This window comes from Rhodococcus sp. IEGM 1305 (assembly GCF_030058635.1).
GTDB lineage: Bacteria > Actinomycetota > Actinomycetes > Mycobacteriales > Mycobacteriaceae > Rhodococcus_F > Rhodococcus_F opacus_D.
The window spans coordinates 164,344-186,700 of sequence record NZ_JASHKX010000009.1; the positions used below are offsets into that span (position 1 = coordinate 164,344).

At 69.2% G+C, this 22,357-nt stretch carries 22 protein-coding genes; 15 read left to right on the top strand and 7 right to left on the bottom strand.

Translation table 11 applies throughout. The features are described 5' to 3' along the window. Nucleotides 1-18 precede the first annotated feature (18 nt). Both QM693_RS16735 and QM693_RS16740 read right to left on the bottom strand, forming a co-directional pair. The gene (locus tag QM693_RS16735; RefSeq protein ID WP_005258207.1) at nt 19-447 is read right to left on the bottom strand and encodes a PaaI family thioesterase; all 429 of its coding nucleotides are present in this window, start codon (nt 445-447) and stop codon (nt 19-21) included. A 4-nt stretch (nt 448-451) separates the two neighbouring features. Next, nucleotides 452-1,015 carry a TetR/AcrR family transcriptional regulator gene (locus tag QM693_RS16740; protein WP_283352889.1) on the bottom strand — a complete coding sequence of 188 codons (564 nt, stop codon included), beginning with the start codon at nt 1,013-1,015 and terminating at the stop codon, nt 452-454. Nucleotides 1,016-1,104: 89 nt separating this feature from the next. Between QM693_RS16740 and QM693_RS16745 the strand changes: the two genes are divergently transcribed. Together QM693_RS16745 and QM693_RS16750 are read left to right on the top strand one after the other, a co-directional pair. Then, entirely contained in the window at nt 1,105-2,307 is a 1,203-nt protein-coding gene (locus QM693_RS16745) for an adenylate/guanylate cyclase domain-containing protein (RefSeq protein ID WP_283331307.1), read from the top strand. 82 nt (nt 2,308-2,389) lie between these two features. Then, on the top strand, nt 2,390-2,722 hold the full coding sequence (locus tag QM693_RS16750; RefSeq protein WP_283331073.1) for a hypothetical protein: 333 nt from the start codon (nt 2,390-2,392) through the stop codon (nt 2,720-2,722). Here QM693_RS16750 and QM693_RS16755 read toward each other — a convergent pair. Further along, nucleotides 2,698-3,258 (bottom strand): TetR/AcrR family transcriptional regulator, encoded by a 561-nt coding sequence (locus QM693_RS16755; RefSeq protein ID WP_280779948.1) that lies wholly within the window; start codon nt 3,256-3,258, stop codon nt 2,698-2,700. The two genes, QM693_RS16750 and QM693_RS16755, sit on opposite strands and share 25 nt — an antisense overlap. A 106-nt stretch (nt 3,259-3,364) precedes the next feature. Between QM693_RS16755 and QM693_RS16760 the strand changes: the two genes are divergently transcribed. Continuing rightward, the gene (locus tag QM693_RS16760; protein WP_283352890.1) at nt 3,365-4,807 is read left to right on the top strand and encodes an FAD-dependent oxidoreductase; all 1,443 of its coding nucleotides are present in this window, start codon (nt 3,365-3,367) and stop codon (nt 4,805-4,807) included. Here the strand turns inward: QM693_RS16760 and pepN are convergent. From pepN to QM693_RS16780, 4 genes are read right to left on the bottom strand one after another with little or no spacing between them, the layout of a single operon-like run. Beyond that, on the bottom strand, nt 4,797-7,307 hold the full coding sequence (gene pepN, locus QM693_RS16765; protein ID WP_283352891.1) for an aminopeptidase N: 2,511 nt from the start codon (nt 7,305-7,307) through the stop codon (nt 4,797-4,799). The genes QM693_RS16760 and pepN overlap by 11 nt on opposite strands. A gap of 37 nt (nt 7,308-7,344) precedes the next feature. After that, entirely contained in the window at nt 7,345-8,199 is an 855-nt protein-coding gene (locus QM693_RS16770; RefSeq protein WP_105418838.1) for an EamA family transporter, read from the bottom strand. Between the two features lie 19 nt (nt 8,200-8,218). Continuing rightward, the gene (locus tag QM693_RS16775; RefSeq protein WP_283352892.1) at nt 8,219-9,019 is read right to left on the bottom strand and encodes a crotonase/enoyl-CoA hydratase family protein; all 801 of its coding nucleotides are present in this window, start codon (nt 9,017-9,019) and stop codon (nt 8,219-8,221) included. 57 nt (nt 9,020-9,076) lie between these two features. Further along, entirely contained in the window at nt 9,077-10,045 is a 969-nt protein-coding gene (locus tag QM693_RS16780; protein WP_283352893.1) for an SDR family oxidoreductase, read from the bottom strand. Between QM693_RS16780 and QM693_RS16785 the strand changes: the two genes are divergently transcribed. The 12 genes from QM693_RS16785 to rpsG all read left to right on the top strand — a co-directional run bounded on the left by QM693_RS16785 (nt 10,023) and on the right by rpsG (nt 22,266). Further along, nucleotides 10,023-10,814: a TIGR03084 family metal-binding protein gene (locus tag QM693_RS16785; RefSeq protein ID WP_283352894.1), complete on the top strand. Its 792-nt coding sequence runs from the start codon at nt 10,023-10,025 to the stop codon at nt 10,812-10,814. The two genes, QM693_RS16780 and QM693_RS16785, sit on opposite strands and share 23 nt — an antisense overlap. Further along, nucleotides 10,811-12,517 (top strand): acyclic terpene utilization AtuA family protein, encoded by a 1,707-nt coding sequence (locus QM693_RS16790; RefSeq protein WP_283352895.1) that lies wholly within the window; start codon nt 10,811-10,813, stop codon nt 12,515-12,517. Before QM693_RS16785 ends, QM693_RS16790 begins: the two co-directional genes overlap by 4 nt. Continuing rightward, nucleotides 12,514-13,662, top strand: coding sequence for an acyl-CoA dehydrogenase family protein (locus QM693_RS16795; protein WP_283352896.1), 1,149 nt, complete (start codon nt 12,514-12,516; stop codon nt 13,660-13,662). The genes QM693_RS16790 and QM693_RS16795 overlap by 4 nt, the downstream gene beginning before the upstream one ends. Further along, on the top strand, nt 13,659-15,257 hold the full coding sequence (locus QM693_RS16800; RefSeq protein ID WP_280779955.1) for an acyl-CoA carboxylase subunit beta: 1,599 nt from the start codon (nt 13,659-13,661) through the stop codon (nt 15,255-15,257). The genes QM693_RS16795 and QM693_RS16800 overlap by 4 nt, the downstream gene beginning before the upstream one ends. Before the next feature lie 8 nt (nt 15,258-15,265). Beyond that, nucleotides 15,266-17,245, top strand: a complete 1,980-nt coding sequence (locus QM693_RS16805) for an acetyl/propionyl/methylcrotonyl-CoA carboxylase subunit alpha (protein WP_283352897.1) — start codon at nt 15,266-15,268, stop codon at nt 17,243-17,245. Next, nucleotides 17,242-18,432 (top strand): acyl-CoA dehydrogenase family protein, encoded by a 1,191-nt coding sequence (locus QM693_RS16810; protein ID WP_105418848.1) that lies wholly within the window; start codon nt 17,242-17,244, stop codon nt 18,430-18,432. Before QM693_RS16805 ends, QM693_RS16810 begins: the two co-directional genes overlap by 4 nt. Beyond that, the gene (locus QM693_RS16815) at nt 18,432-19,232 is read left to right on the top strand and encodes an enoyl-CoA hydratase family protein (protein ID WP_283352898.1); all 801 of its coding nucleotides are present in this window, start codon (nt 18,432-18,434) and stop codon (nt 19,230-19,232) included. Before QM693_RS16810 ends, QM693_RS16815 begins: the two co-directional genes overlap by 1 nt. 59 nt (nt 19,233-19,291) lie before the next feature. After that, entirely contained in the window at nt 19,292-19,945 is a 654-nt protein-coding gene (locus QM693_RS16820; RefSeq protein ID WP_283331084.1) for a TetR/AcrR family transcriptional regulator, read from the top strand. Nucleotides 19,946-19,983: 38 nt separating this feature from the next. Then, nucleotides 19,984-20,508: a DUF3558 domain-containing protein gene (locus QM693_RS16825; RefSeq protein WP_105418854.1), complete on the top strand. Its 525-nt coding sequence runs from the start codon at nt 19,984-19,986 to the stop codon at nt 20,506-20,508. Nucleotides 20,509-20,519: 11 nt separating this feature from the next. Beyond that, complete coding sequence (locus tag QM693_RS16830) at nt 20,520-21,059, top strand: DUF3558 domain-containing protein (protein WP_280779960.1); 540 nt, start codon at nt 20,520-20,522, stop codon at nt 21,057-21,059. A gap of 362 nt (nt 21,060-21,421) precedes the next feature. Further along, nucleotides 21,422-21,796, top strand: a complete 375-nt coding sequence (rpsL, locus tag QM693_RS16835) for a 30S ribosomal protein S12 (protein WP_005252198.1) — start codon at nt 21,422-21,424, stop codon at nt 21,794-21,796. Then, a complete protein-coding gene (gene rpsG / locus QM693_RS16840; RefSeq protein ID WP_005252199.1) occupies nt 21,796-22,266 on the top strand; it encodes a 30S ribosomal protein S7 in 471 nt (156 codons plus the stop codon). Before rpsL ends, rpsG begins: the two co-directional genes overlap by 1 nt. Nucleotides 22,267-22,357 lie beyond the last annotated feature (91 nt).

A 22,357-nucleotide genomic window follows, 5' to 3' on the forward strand; every position in this document is an offset into this window, starting at 1 on the left:
CATCCCGTGCGGCCGCGACTACCGCGGCTGCTTGACCGTCGCCGTGCCTTGGGCGGCGGCGCACAGTACCTCCGAGCCGTCGTCCTGCACCGCGTAGATGTCGCACCGGCACAACGCCTGCCGCCGGGTCGACGCGTCGGCTCGGGCGTCCGCCCGCAGCAGCACGCCCTGGGCGGGGCGGAGGTAGGTGATCGTGAAGCCCGCGGTCATGATGTTCGCGCCGAGTACGGTGCCCGCGGCGAACGTCAGAGCGTTGTCGGCGGCGTACGACAGGACGCCGCCGTGCACGAAGCCGTTCTGTTGCCGCAGTTCGTCCCGGACGGGGATCTCGAGGGTGGCGCCGCCCTCGCCGAACTGGGTCATGCGGGCGCCGACCAGCATGCTGAACGGCTGGGCCGCCAGCACGGCCTGCGCGGTGTCGGCGGTGAGTGCGACGTCCACTGTCATGCCTCTACTCCTGGTTCCGTAGCGAATTCCACGCGGCGCGCGCCAGTTCGGGCGCCACCGCGGTGGGGTCGGTGGTCATGGCGCCCGCGAGCCACTGGCGGGAGTACTCCTGGGCCGGGCCCAGCCACAACGCGTAGAGCACGTCGAAGTCGAACCGGCGGACCGTTCCGTAGTGTTCGTGGACCCGCCACCAGTGGGTGACGTCGCGGAAGAACGCCGCGTTGGTGGAATCGGCCCGCCCGTCGATGCCCGGGGGCCGGGGCGCGGCGAGGATGGTGGCCCGCTGCGGGTTGCCGGACACCCACTGCAGGTGGCGGACGACAGCGCCTTCCACTCCCGACCGCGCATCGGCGCATTCCGAGAGCGCGGCCCGGAATCCGTCCTGATAGTTGGCGAGCGCGCGTAACCAGACCTGGAGGTACAGCTCTTCCTTGTTCGGGAAGTGGTGGTAGACGGCTCCCACGCTGACACCGGCCTCGTGCCGGATGTCGGCGAGCCGGGTCGCGAGGACGCCGCGGCGGGCGAAGTGGCCCTCCGCCGCATCCAGCAACAGACTTTGAATCGGCACATACCGAATATAGTTCGGTCATGGTCGCGGGGGAAGCGAGTTCGCAGGTTTACGGCGAAGGGCGACGTCGTTCCTGGGACGATGAGGACGTGCGCAACCCGCGACAGCCCCGACGGATCACGCCCCGAACGGGACGTCTGGTGTCCCCGCCGCCTCGCCCGCTCCGACGCCCGGGTCCGCCGCCCACGCAACTCCACGAGTTCGAGGCCGCCGGCCTCCTCGACGGACTCAGCGGATCGGATCGCTCTGCGCGCATGGGGGTCCTGAACACCCTGATCGAGGACGGGGTGTCGATCGACGAACTCCGCGCCGCCTCGCGGACCAATCGGCTCGCGCACCTGCTGCTCGAGCACGCGCTGGCGCCGAAGGGCCGGTACGGCATCGACGAGATCTCCGAGAAGACCGGCGTCACCGTGGAGGATGCCCGTCGGTGGTTCCGGGCGATCGGCCGGGGTGCGTCGGAGGACGGGACGTTCTACGACGACGGCGACCTCGACCTCGCGCGCGGACTCAAGCAGTACCGGGATCTGGGGCTCGACGAGAGCGGAATCTTCGCGGCCGCCCGGGTCCTCGGCCGCAACCTCTGGACGGTCGCCGACGCCGCGGACGCGCTCCTGCAGGAGCGGCTCGAGGCGACGCGCGATCACCCCGAGGTGGCCCTGCGGTATGCGGTGGAGGTGCGGCGCATAGCGGATTTCGAGGCGCAGATCCTGGCTCATCTCATCGCCACCACTCTGCGCCACCAACTGCGCTCCGATGCGGTGGGTATCGCCAGGGACTCGAACCTGCAGGTTCGGGGGGCGCAGGAGATCGGCGTCTGTTTCGCCGACCTCGTCGGATTCACGCTGCTCGGTGAGCAGGTGGCGCCCGCCGATCTGGGGCGGGTGGCCGAGCGGCTCGATGGGATGGCCACCGATCTGGTGCTTCCGCCGGTGCGTCTGGTGAAGACGATCGGCGACGCCGTCATGTTGGTCTCGGCCGATCCCAACGCGCTGGCGTACACCGCGCTCGACCTCGTGCAGGCCGCCCGCGCCGAGGGGCTTCCGCCGCTGCGGGCCGGGATCGCCTGGGGCACAGCCGTGCCGAGCGCGGGCGACTGGTTCGGCAGGCCCGTGAACATGGCCAGCCGCGTCGTCGCGGTCGCGCCGTCTCACGAGGTGGTCGTGACCGGCGAGTTCTACGACGAACTCGACACCGACGAGTTCTGGGGCGAACCGGCGGGCAGTCACCGGCTCAAGGGGATCGACGTCCCCCAGGAGCTGTTCGGGATCGGCCGCCGATCCGTCGCCTGAGTGGCGCGGCTCCAAAAACGTGTCGTACCCCCGCGATATCGTCATGGCACAGCTCACAGAAGCACATCGAGTGAGGCGCATCATGACTGGCGATTCGGGCGCAGACTGGCATTTCTACGCGGTGGTCGAAACCGCGGTGGACGGCGGTCACACGCTCGCCGCGTTCGGGCCGCGACCCACGGCGCTCGACGCGCTCCGGCTTGCCGTGCATTCGGTCAACCACACCGCGTATTCGGTTCTGGAACAGGGCATCGCGGGTGATCCGCGTGCCGAGGCGAGCGTCGTCGAGCGGTTGCCGATCACGTCGTTCACGATCAGGCGGCACAGCCGCAGCACGAGTGAGCTCGACGTCCGCTGGATGCTGAACGGCGGCAGGCATCACCGGCAGGGCTACCGCGGTTCCGTCGTGAGGTAGTACTCGAGCACCGGCCCGACCCAGCGCATCAGCTGCTCGTGCGTCATGTTCGCCACGGGGGGCACCCGGAGTACGTAGCGCGAGAAGGCGAGTCCGAGGACCTGCGACCCGACGAGGGCCGCGCGTTCGTCCGGGCGGTCCGCCGTGACCACGGCCAGCGCGGGCGCTACCTGGCGGGCGAAGACCTGCAACATCGCCTCGGCGGCCCGCGGGCTGCTCGCCGCCGCGCGGAGCAGGGGGAGGAACGCGCCGTCGTTCTCCCACACCGCGAAGAAGCGCGGCATGAGCACGGCCGCGAGGTCCTTCGCGGGAACGTCGTGGAGGTCGGGCAGGTGCAGATCGAATTCGGCGGCCTCGGCGAACAGTGATTCCTTGTTGCCGAAGTACCGGACCACCAGTGCGGGGTCGACGCCCACATCGGACGCGACGGCGCGCATCGTCGTGCGTTCGTAGCCGTCGGTGCCGAATCGGGCGCGGGCGGCGTCGAGTATCGCGGCGCGGGTGGCGACGGCGGAGCGGGCGCGGCGGTCGGGCATTCCCAGAGTGTAAGTCAACAGCTGTTGACCTCGCGCAGGGATGCGCCTACCGTGGAAGTCAACGGTTGTTGACTTAGTCGGGACGCTTTCGATCGGAGGCAACGTCATGACGCACATCGACGTGGTGGTGATCGGCGCGGGACCCACCGGATGCATGCTCGCGGGAGAGCTGGCGGCGGCGGGCCGATCGGTGACGGTGCTGGACAAGCGCGCCGCACCGTCCACCCTCAGCCGCGCATTCGGCGTCCACGCCCGCACCCTCGAACTGCTCGACGCCCGCGGACTCGCCGACCGACTCGTCGCCACCGGCGCCGCCTCGCCGGGTCTGAAGCTGTGGCGCGGTGCAGCGCTGAACCTCGGACGCCTGCGGTCCCGGTTCCCGTTCGTCCTCGTCACCCCGCAGCGGAACGTCGACACCCTCCTGGAGGAACACGCCCGGGCCCGCGGCGCCGACATCATCCGCGGGTTCACCGTGACCGGGGTGGAGCAGGACGGGAACGGCGTCCGTGTTCACGGCCACCACAGTTCGGGACGCGACAGCACGTTCCACGCGATGTATGCGGTCGGTGCGGACGGCGCGCACAGCGCGGTCCGGACGATGATCGGGCAACCGTTCCCCGGCAAGGCCGTGCTGCGGTCGATCATGCTCGCCGACGTCGAACTCGAGAACCCACCCGACAATCTCGTGACCGTCAACGCCGTCCGCGACGGATTCGCGTTCATCGCACCATACGGCGACAACCTGTTTCGCGTGATCGCCTGGAACCGGCGGCATCAGGTGGACGACACCGCGCCCGTGGACCGGGAGGAACTGCGCAGCACCATCGAGGTCGCCATGGGCACGGACTACGGCCTCGGCGGCGTGCGCTGGCAGTCGCGTTTCCACAGCGACGAACGGCAGGTCCCGCAGTATCGGACGGGTCGGGTGTTTCTCGCCGGCGATGCAGCCCACGTGCATTCGCCTGCCGGTGGGCAGGGAATGAACACCGGCATTCAGGACGCCGTCAATCTCGGCTGGAAACTCGCGGCCGTCCTGGACGGCGCGGACGACGCGGTTCTCGACACGTACCACTCCGAGCGGCACCCGGTGGGACGGCTGGTTCTGCGGTCGAGCGGTGCCACGATGCGCATGATGATCGTCCGGCCGTGGATCCTCCGGAAGCTCCGGAACGGGGCAGTGGCGGCGCTTCTCTCCTTCCCGCCGATCGGCGACGCGATCGCCCGGATGTTCTCGGGGATCGGAATCGGGTACGGCCACGCCGCCGGTGAGAGCACCCTGGTCGGCCGACGTGCCGAGGACCTGCCCACCGACGGCGGACGGCTGTACGAGGTGATGCGCTCGGGCGGTTTCCTCCTGGTCACCGCGCCCGGGGCTCCCGTCCCGGGCGGTGTCCACGCGGTGACCCGGACCGACGAGGGCCCCGCACTGCTCGTGCGTCCCGACGGCTACATCGCCTGGGCGGGCGACAGTGCGTCCGGCCGGTGGCGGGACGCCCTGGAACGGTGGACGGCCCGCACGTCGAACGGTGCCCGGCCGGTCAGCCGGTGACGTCCGAACGGCTGTTGAACGCCTGCGCTCGCAGGTCGCGGGCGAGATGATCCCGTTGCTCGAGCACCAACCGTCGTAGCGCGGCGGGCGCATCGGCGTTGGTATCGAGCCATCCGTCCGCCGCGTCGAGTGTGGGCTCGGACGGGAACAGCCCGACCACGATCCGCCGCGCGATTTCGATACTGCGCTCCTCCCACACCGAGCGGATCGAGGCGAAGTAGTCGGCGGCGTAACCCTCGACGAGGTCGTGCCGGGCGCCTGCGCGGAACCCGGCGATGATCGCCCCGAGATGTTCGTTGGACAGTGTGCGGTCGTGGAAGATCGATTCCCAGGCCTTCGCCTTCACGTCCGGGTCCGGTCGCGAGAAACTCGCCCGCAGGTACGCGGTGCGACCGGAACCGGTGTCGTCGCGGCGTAGCTCCCCGTCGAGGTCCGCGTCGTCGGCGTGCCCGGTGGCGGCGAGCGCGCCCCAGAATCCCCAGCGCAGATCCGGGTCGAGCGACAGCCCGGTCGGTACCGACCCGCCGGACTCGAGAATCGATCGGATGCCGGCCGCGCGACTGCCGTCCATCGCCGCTGCGCCGGCAACCGCGCGTGCCCAGGCGAGTTGGCTTCCCGAACCCGGCGTGGCGTCCCACAACGTGCGCCAGGTGTGCTCGAGCCAGTCGAGACGGGCGGTGTCGCGCGACGTCTCGGGGAGGAAGTGCTCGATCGCATAGGGGGCGTTGGCCTGCACCGACGTGAGGAGGGTCAGGTGCGACTCCGCCGGTGAGAACCGCTGGGCCATCGACACATACCGCGTGGCACCCAGTTCGCTGTCGCGGGTCGCGTTCCACAACGACGACCAGATCAGGCCCCGCGCCAGCGGGTCGCGCAGCCGGTCGAGCGACGTCTCGACGGTGGTCAGCGATCGGTCGTCCAGCCGTACCTTCGCGTACGTCAGGTCGGCGTCGTTGAGCAACACGAGCGGCGCGTCGGCGAGGTCGATCGGGGTGCGGGCGTCGGCGAGGTCGACCTCCACCCGCTCCACGCACACGAGGTCGCCGGTGTCGTCGAAGTCGTAGCGCCCGACGCCGAGCCGGTGCGGACGCGGATCGGTCTGCACGATCGCGGCGCGCCCGTCGGCGCCGCGCTGCAGGCTCAGTGCGGACACGCCGGGGGTCTGCAGCCAGGCGCGCGCCCAGCTCGTCAGATCCCGGCCCGACGTCGCCGACAGTTCCGTCAGCAGATCCGTCAGGGTGGTGTTCCCGAAGGCGTGGGCGCGGAAGTAGCGGCGTGCCCCCTCGAAGAACGCATCACGCCCGGCGTACGCGACGAGTTGCTTGAGGACGCTGGCGCCCTTCGCGTACGTGATGCCGTCGAAGTTCAGTTTCGCGGCCTCGAGGTCGACGATGTCCGCGACGATCGGATGCGTCGTCGGCAACTGGTCCTGCAGGTACGCCCATGCCTTGCGACGGTTGGCGAAGGCCACCCACGCGCCGGTCCACCGGGTGGCCTCCGCATTGGCCAGTGCGCCCATGTAGTCGGCGAACGATTCCTTGAGCCACAGGTCGTCCCACCACACCATCGTGACGAGGTCGCCGAACCACATGTGGGCCATCTCGTGCAGGACCGTGTTCGCCCGGCCCTCGTACTGGGAGTCGGTGGCGGCGCCGCGGAACACGTACGCCTCGGTGAATGTCACACAGCCGGGGTTCTCCATGGCGCCGAGGTTGTACTCGGGGACGAACACCTGGTCGTACTTGCCGAACGGGTAGGGGTAATCGAAACCGTCGGTGAAGAACTCCAGCCCCTGCCGGGTGATCTCGAAGATCGTGTCCGCGTCGAGGTACTGCGCAAGCGAGGCGCGGCACAGGACGCCCAGCGGGATCGTGACGTCGCCGCCACGCCATTCCGAGTCGACCCGGTGGTAGGGCCCGGCCACGACCGCGGTGATGTAGGTGGAGATCGGCAGTGTCGGCGCGAACGTGACGACCTGCCCGCCGGTGGTGTCGTCCCGCTCGGCGACCTGCTGGTTGGAGACCACCTCCCACTCCCGCGGCGCGGTGACGACGAACGTGAACGGCGCCTTCAGGTCCGGCTGTTCGAAGCATGCGAACACCCGCCGCGCGTCCGCCGGTTCGTACTGCGTGTACAGGTACGTCTGCCCGTCCGCCGGGTCGAGGAACCGGTGCAGACCCTCACCGGAACGGCTGTACTCGCCCCGGGCGGCGACGATCACGACGTTGGATTCACGCAGCCCGGTCAACGCGATGCGGGCGCCGTCGTAGTCGACGGGGACGTCGGCGCCGTTGACCGTCACCGACTCCACACCGGCGCCGAGGAAGTCGAGCCAGGTCGTGGACGTGCGGGCGGTGAACTCGACGGTCGTGGTGGTCGCGAACGTCCCGACCTCCGGGTCGACGGCGCCGAGTACGTCCAGTTCCACCCGATAGCCGAGAACGTCGATCGCGCGGGAACGTTCGGCGGTTTCGGCTCGGGTCAGGTTCGCTGTGCTCACGCGTCGATCCTGCCAGCCCGGCCCGCAGGCCGTGCCGCTACCGGTTGCTCAGGACGGAGCCGACGCCGGCCGCGACGACGAGCGCGATCGCGGCCAGCGACTGCAGTCCGAGGACCTGCCCGAGCACGATCACCCCGGCGAGCGTCGCGGCCGCAGGCTCGAGCGCGATGAGCACGGCGAACACCTTCTTGCTCATCACCTGCAGCGCCCGTAGCTCGAGCGAGTACGGAATCACCGACGACAGCAGGGCCACCGCCGCGCCCACGGCCAGGATCCGGGGGTCGAACAGTGCGGTGCCGCCGGACACCGCGCCGAGCGGAAGCGTCAGGGCCGCCGCGACGATGCTCGCGCCGGCGAGGCCGTCCGCGCTGGGAACCGTTGCCGCGAGGTTCGAGCCGGCGACGATGTAACCGGCCCACGCCGCCCCGGCGGTGAGCGCGAATGCCACCCCGACGAGGTCGAGGGACTCGGCGCCCGAGTTCTCGCGCAGGCCGAGCATGACCACCCCGGTCAGCGCCGCCAGCACCCACACACCGTCCCGCAGTCTTCGCGACAGCACGGCGGCGAGGGTGAGCGGCCCCAGGAACTCGATGGTGACGGCGGTGCCGAGCGGGAGCCGCGCGAGGGCCTCGTAGAACGCCGAATTCATCACGGCCAGCGCCACTCCGAGTGCGAGGATGCCCTCGCGTTGCGTTCGTGTCCACCGTCGCCACCGCGGCCGCACGATCACCCCGAGGATGATCGCCGCGATCGTCAGCCGCAGCGACACCGCGCCACTGGCGCCCACCGCCTCGAACAGGGTGCTCGCGAAGGCGGCGCCGAACTGGACGGACAGCACCGATCCGAGGACCGAGACGACGGGAAGAAGCTGACTGCGCGGCTCGGCTGTCACCGGTGTGCGATGCCCGGGTTCACTGGCCGGTGAAGTTCGGGCTGCGGCGATCGAGCATCGCGCCGACCGCCTCGTGATGGTCCGCGGTGTGATGGGCGAGCGACTGCATGGCCGCCGACAGTTCGAGGAGGCTCTCGAGGCTCTGGTGACGGCCCTCGCGGAGCAGCTTCTTGGTCATCCGCAGCACCTGCGGCGGGTTGACCGCCACCCGCTCGGCGAGCGCCCGTGCCGCGCCGAGGAGTTCCTCGGGTTCGGTGACCTGCGAGACGAGTCCCCACTCGAGGGCTTTCGCGGCGTCGATCGCGTCGCCGGTGAACGCCATCTCGCTGGCGCGCGCCATCCCGACGGCCTGCGGCAGGAACCAGGCGCCGCCGTCGCCGGGAACGAGTCCGACCTTGACGAAGCTCTCCGCGAACACGGCGGCCGTGGAGGCGATCCGCATGTCGCACATCAGGGACAGGTCGCATCCGGCGCCGATCGCGGGTCCGTTGACGGCGGCGATGGTCGGCACCTCACAGTGGTAGAGGGCCAGCGGAATGCGCTGGATGCCGTGCCGGTAGCCCTGCCGCAGGTCGGCGGGGGAGCCGCCGAACATTCCGGCGCGGTCGCGCATGTGCTTGACGTTGCCGCCGGAGGAGAACGCCGAACCCGCACCCGTGACGATCGCGACGCGCACGCTGGGATCACCGTTGACGTCGGCCACCGCATTCTCGAGCGCCTCGATCACGTCCGGCTCGGAGATCGGGTTGCGCGCCTCCGGACGGTTGAGCGTCCAGCTGACGATGTCGCCTTCGCGGGTGGTGAGCACGGCGTCGGTCATGGACGACTCCCTCGGGTGTGAGCGCGGATTCGAGACCGTCCCAGTCTGTCATTGCGCTCAGATGCCGGTGCGCCGTACCAGTGCGTCGGTGGCGGACGGAGCGAACGTGCCGAGCACCCGGAACAGTTCGGCGTAACTGGGGAGCAGTTCGATCGGCCGGGTGCGCACGGCGGTGACGAACCATTCCGCCGCCTGCTCGGGAGTCAGGGCCGCCATCGCGTCGTAGTCCGTGGTGGGCGCGATCATCGGCGTCCGGACCAAGGGAAAGTCCAGGGTGGTCACGGAGATTCCGCGGTCGCGCACTTCGGCGCCGAGGCTTCGGCCGAACGCGCCGACGGCCGCCTTGGACGCGTGGTAGGCGGAGAACTTGGGCATCACGCCGGCGGGTACTCCCCACGTCGCGACGTTGATGATGTGGCCCTCGCGGCGCTCGATCATCGACGGGAGCAACGCGAGGGTCAGTCGCGTCGAGCCGAAGTAGTTGACGGCCATGGTGCGCTCGAAGTCGTGGAATCGGTCCAGCGAGTCCTCGACCGTCCGCCGGATCGACCGCCCGGCGTTGTTGACGAGGACGTCGACGGGGCCGATCTCCCCGAGCACCTGAGCGACGAGGGCGTCGACGGACTCCGGGTCGGTGAGGTCGCAGGGGACGGCGTGCGCGTCGCAACCGGACCGCAGGATGTCGTCGCGCACGGACTCGAGGGCGTCGGAGCCGCGGGCCACGAGGACCACCTCCGCGCCGAGGGCGGCGAGCCGGCGTGCGGCCGCTTCCCCGACCCCCGAGGAACCACCGGTGACGAGGATTCGTTTCCCGGCGATGCGATGGCCGGTTCCCGGTACGACTCGGGCGGCCAGTGCGCGCGGGGAGGGGAGAGGGTTGAGCGCGGCATGGGTGAGCAACTGTCGTATCACGTGACCAGCGTGGCAGCTCGCCGGACGATCCGCAGCCAAATAACAATCAATCGTGCTTGCTTTTTTATCGGGCCGGTGTGATGCTGGTCGCATGGCTGAACTGCAGAGGTTCATCGACGACTTGTGCGCCGAGAGCGATTCACTGGATGCCCTGGTCGCCGACCTCCCCGACTCCCGCTGGGCCGATCCGACACCGGCCGAGGGCTGGACCATCGCTCACCAGATCGGACATCTGCTGTGGACCGACGAGGCCGCCCTCCTGGCGATCACCGACCCCGACGGCTTCACCGAGCAACTGACGGTGGCCGCCTCGAACCCGGCCGGCTTCGTCGATGCCGGCGCCGAGGAGCACGCCCGGCGGCAACCCGCGGAACTGCTCGCGGCCTGGCGCTCGGCCCGGGCCCGACTCGCGGAGGCCCTCCTGTCGGTGCCGCCCGGGCAGAAGATCCTCTGGTACGGCCCGCCGATGAAGGCGGCCTCGATGGCCACCGCCCGGTTGATGGAGACGTGGGCGCACGGCCAGGACGTCGCCGACGCGCTCTCGGTGCCGCGCACACCCACCGAGCGGTTGAAGAGCATCGCCCACCTCGGTGTCCGCACCCGCGACTTCGCCTACGCCGTCAACGAACTCGCCCCACCCGCGGAGGAGTTCCGCGTCGAACTCACCGCCCCCGACGGAGTGTCCGTCTGGACATGGGGCCCCGAGGATGCCGCGCAGAAGGTCACCGGGCCCGCCGAGGACTTCTGCCTTCTCGTCACGCAGCGCGCGAACCGGGCGGATCTCGCCCTCGAGGCCACCGGCGCGGATGCGGACGCGTGGCTGAACATCGCTCAGGCCTTCGCGGGCCCCGCGGGCGGCGGCCGTGAGGCGGGAACCCGATGACCGTGCGGATCGGCAACTGCTCCGGTTTCTACGGCGACCGCCTGTCGGCGATGCGCGAGATGCTCGAAGGCGGCGAACTCGACTATCTGACCGGCGACTACCTCGCCGAACTCACCATGCTGATCCTCGGCCGCGACCGCATGAAGGACCCGAATCGCGGCTACGCCAAGACGTTCCTCCGTCAGGCGGAGGACTGCCTCGGGCTGGCCCTCGACAAGGGAGTCCGCATCGTCGCCAACGCCGGCGGCCTCAACCCGGGCGGTCTTGCGGACGCGTTGCGGGAGGTGAACGACAAGCTGGGGCTGCAGGCGAAGATCGCCCACGTCGAAGGCGACGACCTCATCGGCCGGGCCGCCGAACTGGGCCTGGGCAGCCCGCTGACCGCCAACGCCTACCTCGGCGCGTGGGGCATCGTCGAATGCCTGAATGCCGGTGCCGACGTCGTCGTCACCGGGCGCGTCACCGACGCGTCCGTCATCGTGGGCCCGGCCGCCGCGCACTTCGGCTGGCAGCGAGACGCTTTCGACCAGCTCGCCGGCGCCGTGGTGGCGGGGCACGTCATCGAGTGCGGCACCCAGGCGACGGGCGGCAACTACGCGTTCTTCACCGAGATCGACGACCTCGACCGTCCCGGATTCCCGATCGCCGAGATCGACTCGGACGGTTCGTCCGTCATCACCAAGCACCCCGGGACCGGCGGCGCCGTGAACGTCGGCACCGTCACCGCGCAGTTGCTGTACGAGATCACCGGTGGCCGCTACGCCGGTCCGGACGTGACCGCGCGGATCGACTCCGCCGCACTGTCGCAGGACGGACCCGACCGCGTGCGCATCAGTGGCGTCGTCGGGGAGGCACCGCCGCCGCAGCTCAAGGTGTCACTGAACACGCTCGCGGGATTCCGCAACGAGGCCGTGTTCGTCCTCACCGGCCTCGACATCGAGGCCAAGGCTGCCCTGGTGAAACGGCAGCTCGAGGGGTGGCTTCCCACGCGGCCGGCCGAACTCGACTGGTCGCTCGCCCGCACCGATCACCCGGACGCCGACACCGAGGAGGCCGCGAGCGCGCTGCTGCGCTGCGTGGTCCGGGATTCCGACGCCAACGCGGTCGGACGCGGATTCTCCTCCGTCGCAGTCGAAATGGCACTGGCGAGCTACCCGGGCTTCACGCTGACGGCGCCCCCCGGGCAGGGGCAGCCCTACGGCGTGTTCACCCCGGGATACGTGTACGCCAAGGAGGTGCCGCACGTCGCGGTGCTGCCGGACGGAACGCGCGTCGACATCGAACCCGCCACCGACGTCCGGGAACTCGAGGACGTCGCCGAACCCGCGCTCCCGGAGCCGCGGGGCGCCGAACCCACGGTCCGGGTGGCGCTCGGCATCATTGCCGGAGCGCGCAGTGGGGACAAGGGCGGCAACGCGAACGTCGGTGTGTGGGTGCGTACCGACGAACAGTGGCGGTGGCTGGCCCACGCCCTGACCGTCGACGAAGTCAAGCGCCTCCTCCCGGAGGCCGCCGACCTCACCGTCACGAGATATGTGCTGCCGAAACTGCGCGCCGTCAACTTCGTGATCGAGGGAATCCTCGGGCAAGGCGTCGCGTCCCAGGCCCGGTTCGACCCGCAGGCCAAGGGGCTCGGCGAATGGCTGAGATCCCGGCACCTCGACATACCGGAAGCACTTCTTCCCGAAGGGACAACGTTGTGAGCGTGTGGGATACACCCGAGCGGCAGGAACTGCGCAAGACGGTGCGCAGCTTCGTCGAACGACAGATACTGCCGCACCTGGACGAGTGGGAACGCGACGGCGAACTGCCCCGCGCGCTGCACCGGGAGGCCGCCGAGCTGGGTCTCCTCGGCGCCGGCTTCCCCGAATCCGTCGGAGGCGAGGGCGGTGACCTCGTCGACGCGGTACTGATCTGCGAGGAATTCCACCAGGCGGGTGCATCGGGTGGCGCGTTCGCTTCCCTGTTCACGTCGGGAATCGCGCTGCCGCACCTCGCGGCGGCCGGTGACCCGGAGCAGATCGAGAAGTGGGTCCGCCCCACCCTGCGCGGCGAGCTCATCGGCTCGCTCGCCATCACCGAACCCGGCGGCGGTTCCGACGTCGGGCATCTGCGGACCACGGCGGTCCGCGACGGCGACCACTACGTCGTCAACGGGTCCAAGACGTTCATCACCTCCGCCGTGCGGGCCGACTTCGTGGTCACCGCCGTCCGCACCGGCGGCCCCGGCGCATCGGGGGTCTCCCTGCTCGTGATCGAGAAGGGCACAACGGGATTCGAGGTGGCACGCAAACTCGACAAGATGGGCTGGCGTGCGTCGGACACGGCCGAGTTGTCGTTCGTCGACGCCCGGGTGCCCGCCGCAAATCTGGTCGGCGAGGAGAACAGCGGGTTCGCGCAGATCGCCCAGGCGTTTCTCACCGAGCGCATCGCCCTCGCCGCGCAGGCCTATTCGAGCGCGCAACGGTGCCTCGACCTCACGCTGCAGTGGGTGCGCGACCGCGAGACGTTCGGCCGTCCGCTGATCAGCAGGCAGTCGGTGCAGAACACGGTCACGGAGATGGCGCGCAAGACCGACGTGGCCCGCGTCTACACCAGAGCGCTGGTGGAGCGTTCGCTCGTGTCGAACGAGGACTTCATCGCGGAGGTCTGCTTCGCGAAGAACACCGCCGTCGAGTCGGGCGAATGGGTGGCCAACCAGGCCGTCCAGCTGTTCGGCGGCCTCGGCTACATGCGGGAGAGCGAAGTGGAACGGCAGTACCGCGACATGCGCATCCTCGGGATCGGTGGCGGTACCACCGAGATCCTGACGGGGCTCGCGGCCAAGCGATTGGGGTATCAGTCATGACCACGTTGAAGTCCACGCTGGACACGAGTTCCGAAGAGTACACCGCGGCGGCGAAGGCCATGACGGACAAGCTCACCGAGATCGACACCGAGCACGCCAAGGCACTCGCTGGCGGCGGCGAGAAGTACACCGAGCGGCACAAGAAGCGCGGCAAGCTCCTCGCCCGGGAGCGCATCGAACTGCTCCTCGACCCCGACTCGCCGTTCCTCGAACTGTGCCCGCTCGCGGCGTGGGGCAGCGACTTCCCGGTCGGCGCCAGCACTGTCGTCGGTATCGGCGTGGTGGAGGGCGTCGAGTGCCTGATCGTCGCCAACGACCCGACGGTCCGCGGCGGCACCAGCAATCCGTGGACGTTGCGGAAGGGATTCCGCGCCAACGACATCGCCCGGCAGAACCGGCTCCCCGTCATCTCCCTCGTGGAATCCGGCGGCGCCGACCTTCCCACCCAGAAGGAAGTGTTCATCCCCGGTGGCCGCATGTTCCGCGACCTCACCCAGCTCTCCGCCGCGGGTATCCCGACCATCGCCCTCGTCTTCGGCAACTCGACGGCCGGCGGCGCGTACATCCCCGGCATGTCCGATCACGTCGTCATGATCAAGGAACGGTCCAAGGTGTTCCTCGCCGGACCGCCGCTCGTGAAGATGGCCACCGGTGAGGAATCCGACGACGAAACCCTCGGCGGCGCCGAGATGCATGCCCGCAAGTCCGGCCTCGCCGACTACTTCGCGGTCGACGAGCAGGACGCCATCCGGATCGGCCGCAGCATCGTCAAGCGCCTGAACTGGAAGAAGCAGGGTCCCGCGCCCCGGGCCGAGGTCATCGAACCGCTCGAGGACCCCGAGGAACTGCTCGGCATCGTCCCCGCCGACCTCAAGATCCCGTTCGATCCCCGCGAGGTGATCGCCCGCATCGTCGACGGCTCCGATTTCGACGAGTTCAAGCCGATGTACGGATCGTCACTCGTCACGGGCTGGGCCGAACTGCACGGATATCCGGTGGGCATCCTCGCCAACGCGCGCGGCGTGCTGTTCAGCGAGGAATCGCAGAAGGCCACCCAGTTCATCCAGCTGGCCAACCGGTCGCACACACCACTGTTGTTCCTGCACAACACGACCGGATACATGGTGGGCAAGGAGTACGAGGAGGGCGGGATGATCAAGCACGGGTCGATGATGATCAACGCCGTCTCCAACTCCACCGTCCCGCACATCTCGATCCTGCTCGGCGCGTCCTACGGCGCCGGCCACTACGGCATGTGCGGACGGGCATTCGACCCGCGGTTCCTGTTCGCCTGGCCCAGCTCCAAATCCGCCGTGATGGGTGGGGCGCAGCTGGCCGGTGTCATCTCCATCGTCAGCCGCGCCTCTGCCGAGGCCCGCGGGCAGGCGTTCGACGAAGAGGCCGACGCCGGCATGCGCGCCATGATCGAGAACCAGATCGAGGCGGAATCCGTGCCGATGTTCCTGTCCGGTCGCCTCTACGACGACGGCGTGATCGACCCGCGCGACACCCGAACCGTGGTGGGAATGTGCCTGTCGGCCATTGCCAACGCCCCGATCGAAGGCGCCGAGAACTTCGGCGTCTTCCGGATGTGAGGCCCGACATGATCCAGTCCGTACTGGTTGCCAATCGTGGTGAGATCGCCCGCCGCGTCTTCGCCACCTGCCGCCGCGCAGGCATCGGGACCGTCGCCGTGTTCTCGGACGCCGACGCACTCAGCCCGCACGTCGCCGAGGCCGACACCGCGGTCCGGTTGCCGGGCAACAGTCCCGCCGACACGTACCTGCGCGGTGACCTCGTCATCGAGGCGGCACTGCTCGCCGGCGCCGATGCCATCCACCCCGGCTACGGGTTCCTCTCCGAGAACGCGGACTTCGCGCGCGCCGTCCACGAGGCGGGCCTGACGTGGATCGGGCCGCCCGCGCCCGCCATCGAGATGATGGGTTCGAAGGTGGAGTCCAAGAAGATGATGGCCGCCGCCGGAGTCCCGGTGCTGACCGAACTCGACCCGGGTGCCGTCACCGAAGCGGACCTGCCGGTTCTCGTCAAGGCGTCCGCAGGTGGCGGCGGACGCGGCATGCGTGTCGTGCGTGAGCTCGCGGACCTCCCGGAACAGCTGGAAGGCGCCCGCCGCGAAGCGCAATCGGCCTTCGGTGACCCGACCGTGTTCTGCGAGCGCTACCTGGAAACGGGCAGGCACATCGAGGTCCAGGTGATGTCCGACCGGCACGGAACCGTCTGGGCGGTGGGGGAGCGTGAATGCTCCATCCAGCGGCGGCACCAGAAGGTGGTGGAAGAGGCGCCGTCGCCGTTGGTCGAAGCCGTCCCCGGGATGCGCGAGCGACTGTTCGAGGCCGCCCGGCTCGCGGCGAAGGCCATCGACTACGAGGGCGCGGGAACGGTCGAGTTCCTGGCCGACCACAAGGGTGACTTCTATTTCCTCGAGATGAACACCCGGCTGCAGGTGGAACACCCGGTCACCGAATGCACCACCGGCCTCGACCTCGTCGACCTGCAGTTACAGGTCGCTGCGGGGGGCAGCCTCGACCCCGAACCGCCCGCCGTGTCCGGCCATTCCATCGAAGTCCGGCTGTACGCCGAGGATCCGGCGCAGAACTGGCAGCCGCAGAGCGGACCGGTCCACCGCCTCGACCTGCCCGAGAACGCGGTCGAATTCGACGTCCTGCGCTCCCCGGGGATCCGCCTCGACTCCGGCGTGGTCGACGGATCCACCGTCGGCGTGCACTACGACCCGATGCTCGCGAAGGTCATCTCGTTCGCGCCCACCCGCACACAGGCGGCCACCCGGCTGGCCACGGCCCTGAGTCGTGCGCAGATCCACGGACTGCGCACCAACCGCGACCTCCTCGTCAACGTGCTCCGCCACCCGGCATTCCTCGCCGGCGACACGGACACCGCGTTCTTCGACACGCACGGGCTGGACGTGCTGGCCCGTCCGCTGGCCTCGGCCGACGCCGAGCGATTGTCGGCGCTGGCCGCCGCACTCGCGGACGCCGCGCACAACCGCGACGTCGCGACCGTGAACACCTCGCTGCCCAGCGGATGGCGGAACCTGGCGTCCGCACCGCAGAGCAAGACGTTCACGGGCGGAGGCGGTGACCTCGAGATCCGGTACCTGCTCACCCGGTACGGGCTGAAGGCCGAGGGCTTCGACGACGTCGCGCTCGTGTCGGCCACGGCGCGGCACGTCGCACTGGACGTCGCGGGGCTGCGCCGCTCGTTCGCGGTGTCCCGGTACGGGGACGACGTGTTCGTCGACTCCGCCCTGGGCCCGGTGAGCCTGCACGCCGCACCGCGATTCACCGATCCGAGCGCCGTCGTCGCCGAGGGGTCGCTGCTCGCGCCGATGCCGGGTTCCGTCATCCGCCTCGGCGCCGCGGCCGGCGACACCGTGACCGCCGGTCAGCCGATCGTGTGGCTCGAGGCTATGAAGATGGAACACACGATCAAGGCACCGGCCTCCGGTGTCCTCACCGAACTTTCCGTGACCGCCGGTCAGCAGGTCGACGTGGGAACGGTCCTTGCAGTAGTCGAAGCAGCGCAGCCTGGAGGAGAACTATGAGCTTCATCGAGACCGAAGAACAGAAGGAACTCCGCGCCTCCGTGTCGAGGCTCGGGGAGCGGTTCAACTACATCGACTACGTGCTGCCCCGGGCGCGGCGCAGCGAACCGCTGACCGAATTGTGGAACGAGGCGGGCAAACTCGGCTTCCTGGGCGTCAATCTCCCCGAGGAATACGGGGGCGGCGGGGCAGGCATCTACGAACTCGCCCTCGTTCAGGAAGAGCTCGCGGCCCACGGCGCCGGCCTCCTGCTGGTGGTCGTGTCGCCGGCCATCTGCGGCACGATCATCGGCAAGTACGGCACCGAGGAGCAGAAGCAGGCCTGGCTCCCCGGCCTCGCCGACGGTTCGAAGATCATGGCGTTCGGCATCACCGAGGCCGACGCGGGTTCGAACTCGCACCAGATCACGACCACCGCGCGTCGGGTCCGGTCGAGCGAAGCGAGGGGTGATGGTCAAGCTGAGGACTGGCTGCTGTCGGGGAACAAGATCTACATCTCCGGGGTCGACCAGGCCGACGCCGTGCTGATCGTCGCGCGGACCGAGGACTCGAAGACCGGCAAGCTGAAGCCTGCACTGTTCATCGTCCCCACCGACGCCGAGAACTTCGTGAAGACGCCGATGGAGATGGACATCGTCGAGCCCGACCACCAGTTCATGCTGTTCCTCGACGACGTCCGGCTGCCCGCCGACGCGCTCGTCGGCGAGGCCGACGCGGCGTTGATGCAGCTGTTCGCGGGTCTCAACCCCGAACGCATACTCGGCGCCGCCATGGCGATCGGCATGGGCCGGTACGCGCTGGACGCCGCGGTGCGGTTCGCGAAGGAACGCACGGTGTGGAAGGAGCCGATCGGCGCGCACCAGGGCATCTCGCATCCGCTGGCGCAGATCAAGATCGAACTCGAACTCGCCAAGCTGATGATGCAGAAGGCGGCCGTCCTCTACGACAGCGGCGACGACTTCGGCGCCGCCGAGGCCGCCAACATGGCCAAGTACGCCGCCGCCGAAGCCAGCATCAAGGCACTCGACCAGGCTGTCCAGACGCACGGTGGCGCGGGCCTGACCAAGGAATACGGTCTCGCGGCGATGCTCGGCGCGGCACGCATCGCCCGTGTGGCCCCGGTGAGCCGGGAAATGATCCTGAACTTCGTCTCCCAGCACTCGCTCGGGCTGCCGAAGTCGTACTGATGTCGAACGGACAGCACATGACCGACGTGGAAGCCGACCGGTACGTCCGGTACGAGGTGAACCGGGGGTTCGCCACCCTCACCCTCGATTCGCCCCACAACAGGAACGCGATCTCCGGCAGGCTCGTGGACGAACTGCTGCAGGGATTGCGGGACGCCGCCGCGGACAACGACGTCCGCGGCGTCGTCCTCACCCACACCGGCGGCACGTTCTGCGCCGGGGCGGATCTGAGTGAGACGTCCGGCGACGTCGGCTCGCGGACCCGGCAGATGGCCGACCTGCTGCGGGCCATCGTCGAGTTGCCGAAGCCGGTGATCGCCCGGATCGACGGTCACGTCAGGGCCGGGGGCATGGGCTTGGTCGGGGCCTGCGACATCGCCGTCGCCGGCCCGCGCAGCACGTTCGCGCTCACCGAGGTCCGGCTCGGACTTGCCGCGTCGATCATCTCGTTGACGGTGCTGCCGCGTATCGATTCGCGCGCGGCGAGCCGCTACCTCCTCACGGGCGAGAAGTTCGGTGCCCACGAGGCGGAGGCCATCGGGCTGATCAGCGAGTCCGCCGAGGATCCCGAGGACACCGTCGAGGAGTTGCTGGACCAGTTGCGGCAGGCGTCGCCGCAGGGTCTGGCCGAATCGAAGACCCTGACGACGCGCAGTGTGCTCGCCGATTTCGACCGCTACACCGACGAGCTGACCGCCCAGTCGGCGAGGCTGTTCGAATCCGAGGAGGCGCGGGAGGGCATGATGGCGTTTCTGCAGAAGCGGCCGCCGAGATGGGCCTCCGGCCCCGCGCGTGGTTGACGAGTCTCTGGACTCGTCACCCGCTCACGGGCGCGCAGCGCGACGAGAGGAAGTGACACATGACCCGCGAACCGAAGCAGGACCGTAGCCGGGTCACGCGCGGGCATCTCCTCGAGGTCACCATCGACTGCCTCGCCGAGCTGGGCTGGGGTGCCACCACGGTGAGCCTCGTCGCCCAGCGCGCCGGCGTGTCCCGCGGCGCGACCCAGCACCATTTTCCCACCCGCGAAGACCTCATCACCGCGGCACTCGAGGTCATGTTCGACGCGCGGATGGAGCAGGCCCGGCGCGAAGCCACCGATCTGCCGACCGGGGAGGGACGCACCGAGGCGGTGGTGTCGCGGCTCGTCGACTACTACACGGGCACCCTGTTCAAGGCGGCGCTGCAGGTCTGGACGGCCGCCGCAGCCGACCCCGAACTCCGGGCCCGGATCGTGCCGCTCGAGGAGCGGTTCGGGCGGGTCGCGCACCGCACCGCCGTCGAACACTTCGGGTTCGACGACGCCGACCCGGTGGCGCACCGGCTCGTCCAGGCCACCCTCGATCTCGCCCGCGGACTCGGTCTGGCCGACGTGCTCACGGACGACTCCAAACGACGGGCGGAGATCGTGCGGCAGTGGGCGGCGCAGCTGGACGCGGCGTTACCGTCCGGACAGCCGCGGAGCGGTCAGTCGGTAGAGCCGCGGAGCCTCGACGTGGCCGTTCTCGACTGACCGGGCAAAGAGCGCGGGGATCGGTAGAGTCACCGACCATGGGCCGGAAATGGGGAGCGCTCGTCCTGATCACCGTCGCGGCCGGTCTGGCCGGCTGTGGGGGAGACGGAGACGATTCCGGTACCGAACCCCCCGCGCAGCAACTCCCGCAGGTGACCGATCCGGGCCCATTCTTCGGTCAGTGCGGTTCGGTCACCGACGACGAGGTGGCGAAGGCGTTCGGGATGCCGACCTTCACCGGCGTGACGCGTAATTCCGTCGGCTGCGAGTGGGAAACCGCGGGAATCGGCGGTCCCAGCGTGACGTTCTCCTGGTACCGCGGCAGCCCCATCGGCCGCGAGCGGGCGGGTTCCGAGCTGATCGGCAGGCCGGCCACCGACATCGACATCCAGGGGCATCCCGGATTCATTGCGTCGTCCGAAGGAATTCTGTGCGAACTCGGTGTGGAGTTCGGGGGCGACTTCGTGCACTGGTCGGTGATGTACGCGGATGCGCAACCCGCGGCGGACCCGTGCACGGTGGCGCGCGATCTCGCCGAACTCAGCGTGTCGAGGGCCAAGTGAGCGGGGGAGTGATGAGCAGCGGGACGTGGCGCGCCGTGCGGGTGCTGGCCGCGGCCACCGCGGTCGGGCTGATCGCGGGGTGCGGGTCGACGATCGAGGGCTCACCCAGGGCTGAAGGGGCGTCGCCGTCCGGTGACACCGAACAGTTCACGGCCCTGCTGGAGGAGTGCAACGCCGTCGCCGACGAACAGATCGCCCAGACCGTCGGTGCCGACGCCATCGAACGGGGTTTCTTCGGCGCGATCTGCCGCTGGGACGCGGTCGGCGCCAACGGTCCCGTGAAGGTGACGTTCAACTGGTTCGAGACGGGTTCCCTCGACACGGAGAAGTCGACAGGCGAGAAGCTCGGATACACCGTGGAGTCCTCCACCATCCAGGGCCGCAAGGCCGTGGTGATGCGTCCCCCCGGCGATCCGGGGGCGTGCGGAGTGACGGTCGGATCTCCTTCCGCAGGCGTCGTCGGCTGGTGGGTACAGTTCCAGACGGGGGCGGCAGACCCGTGTGAAGCGGCATCGACGCTTGCGGATCTGACGCTCAATCTGAGTAGTTGATGTGCCCGTGTCCGTACCGACAGCTCCGAGCAGTACCCCACATCGCAGGTCAGCCCTTACCACTGCCAACCCACTTTGACCTTCCGGCGCGCCGCCGGGTATCGTTGTGGGTCGTGTCCGGCATGCCCGGGCCGATCTGTGTGCCTAGCGAGGTATTGCCGTGCGCGCGTTCGTGCAGATTTCTGCATGGAACGAGCATCCGGCTGCCTGTGTGGGGGTATGCGACACACCCGACCTCGGGTGCAGCTCGAGGCGCGGGTGAGGGGCAGCAGCTCTCTTGCCCCAACTGCTAGATCCCTAATTTCAGAACAGCCAAGGTTGCTTGTCCAGAGCAGTCTGTTCAACACGAAGAAAGCCGGTAAATGCCAACCATCAACCAGCTGGTCCGCAAGGGCCGCCGCGACAAGACCGCGAAGGTCAAGACGGCAGCCCTCAAGGGCAGCCCGCAGCGTCGTGGCGTGTGCACCCGCGTGTACACCACCACCCCGAAGAAGCCGAACTCGGCGCTCCGTAAGGTCGCGCGTGTGCGCTTGACCAGTTCCGTCGAGGTCACCGCTTACATCCCGGGCGAGGGCCACAACCTGCAGGAGCACTCGATGGTGCTTGTCCGCGGTGGTCGTGTGAAGGACCTCCCCGGTGTGCGCTACAAGATCATCCGTGGCTCGCTCGACACCCAGGGTGTCAAGGGCCGCAAGCAGGCCCGCAGCCGCTACGGCGCCAAGAAGGAGAAGAGCTAATGCCACGTAAGGGCCCCGCTCCGAAGCGTCCGCTCATCAACGATCCGGTCTACGGTTCGCCCCTGGTGACGCAGCTCGTCAACAAGATTCTCCTGGACGGCAAGAAGTCCACCGCCGAGCGCATCGTCTACGAAGCACTCGAGCAGGCGCGCGAGAAGACCGGCACCGACCCGGTCGTCACCCTCAAGCGCGCACTGGACAACGTCAAGCCCGCCCTCGAGGTCCGCAGCCGCCGTGTCGGTGGCGCCACCTACCAGGTGCCGGTCGAGGTCCGTCCGGGCCGCTCCACCACCCTCGCGCTCCGCTGGCTCGTGACCTTCTCCCGGCAGCGCCGCGAGAAGACCATGGTCGAGCGTCTCGCCAACGAGCTCCTCGATGCCAGCAACGGCTTGGGTGCCGCTGTGAAGCGCCGTGAGGACACTCACAAGATGGCCGAAGCCAACAAGGCATTCGCCCACTACCGCTGGTGACGTCACGTCGGAGCAGTCACCTACCGTGACTGCTCCGGCGTCGTCGCACGTCGGGCCCCTACCGGGGACCGGCTGATCTACAACTCGAGAC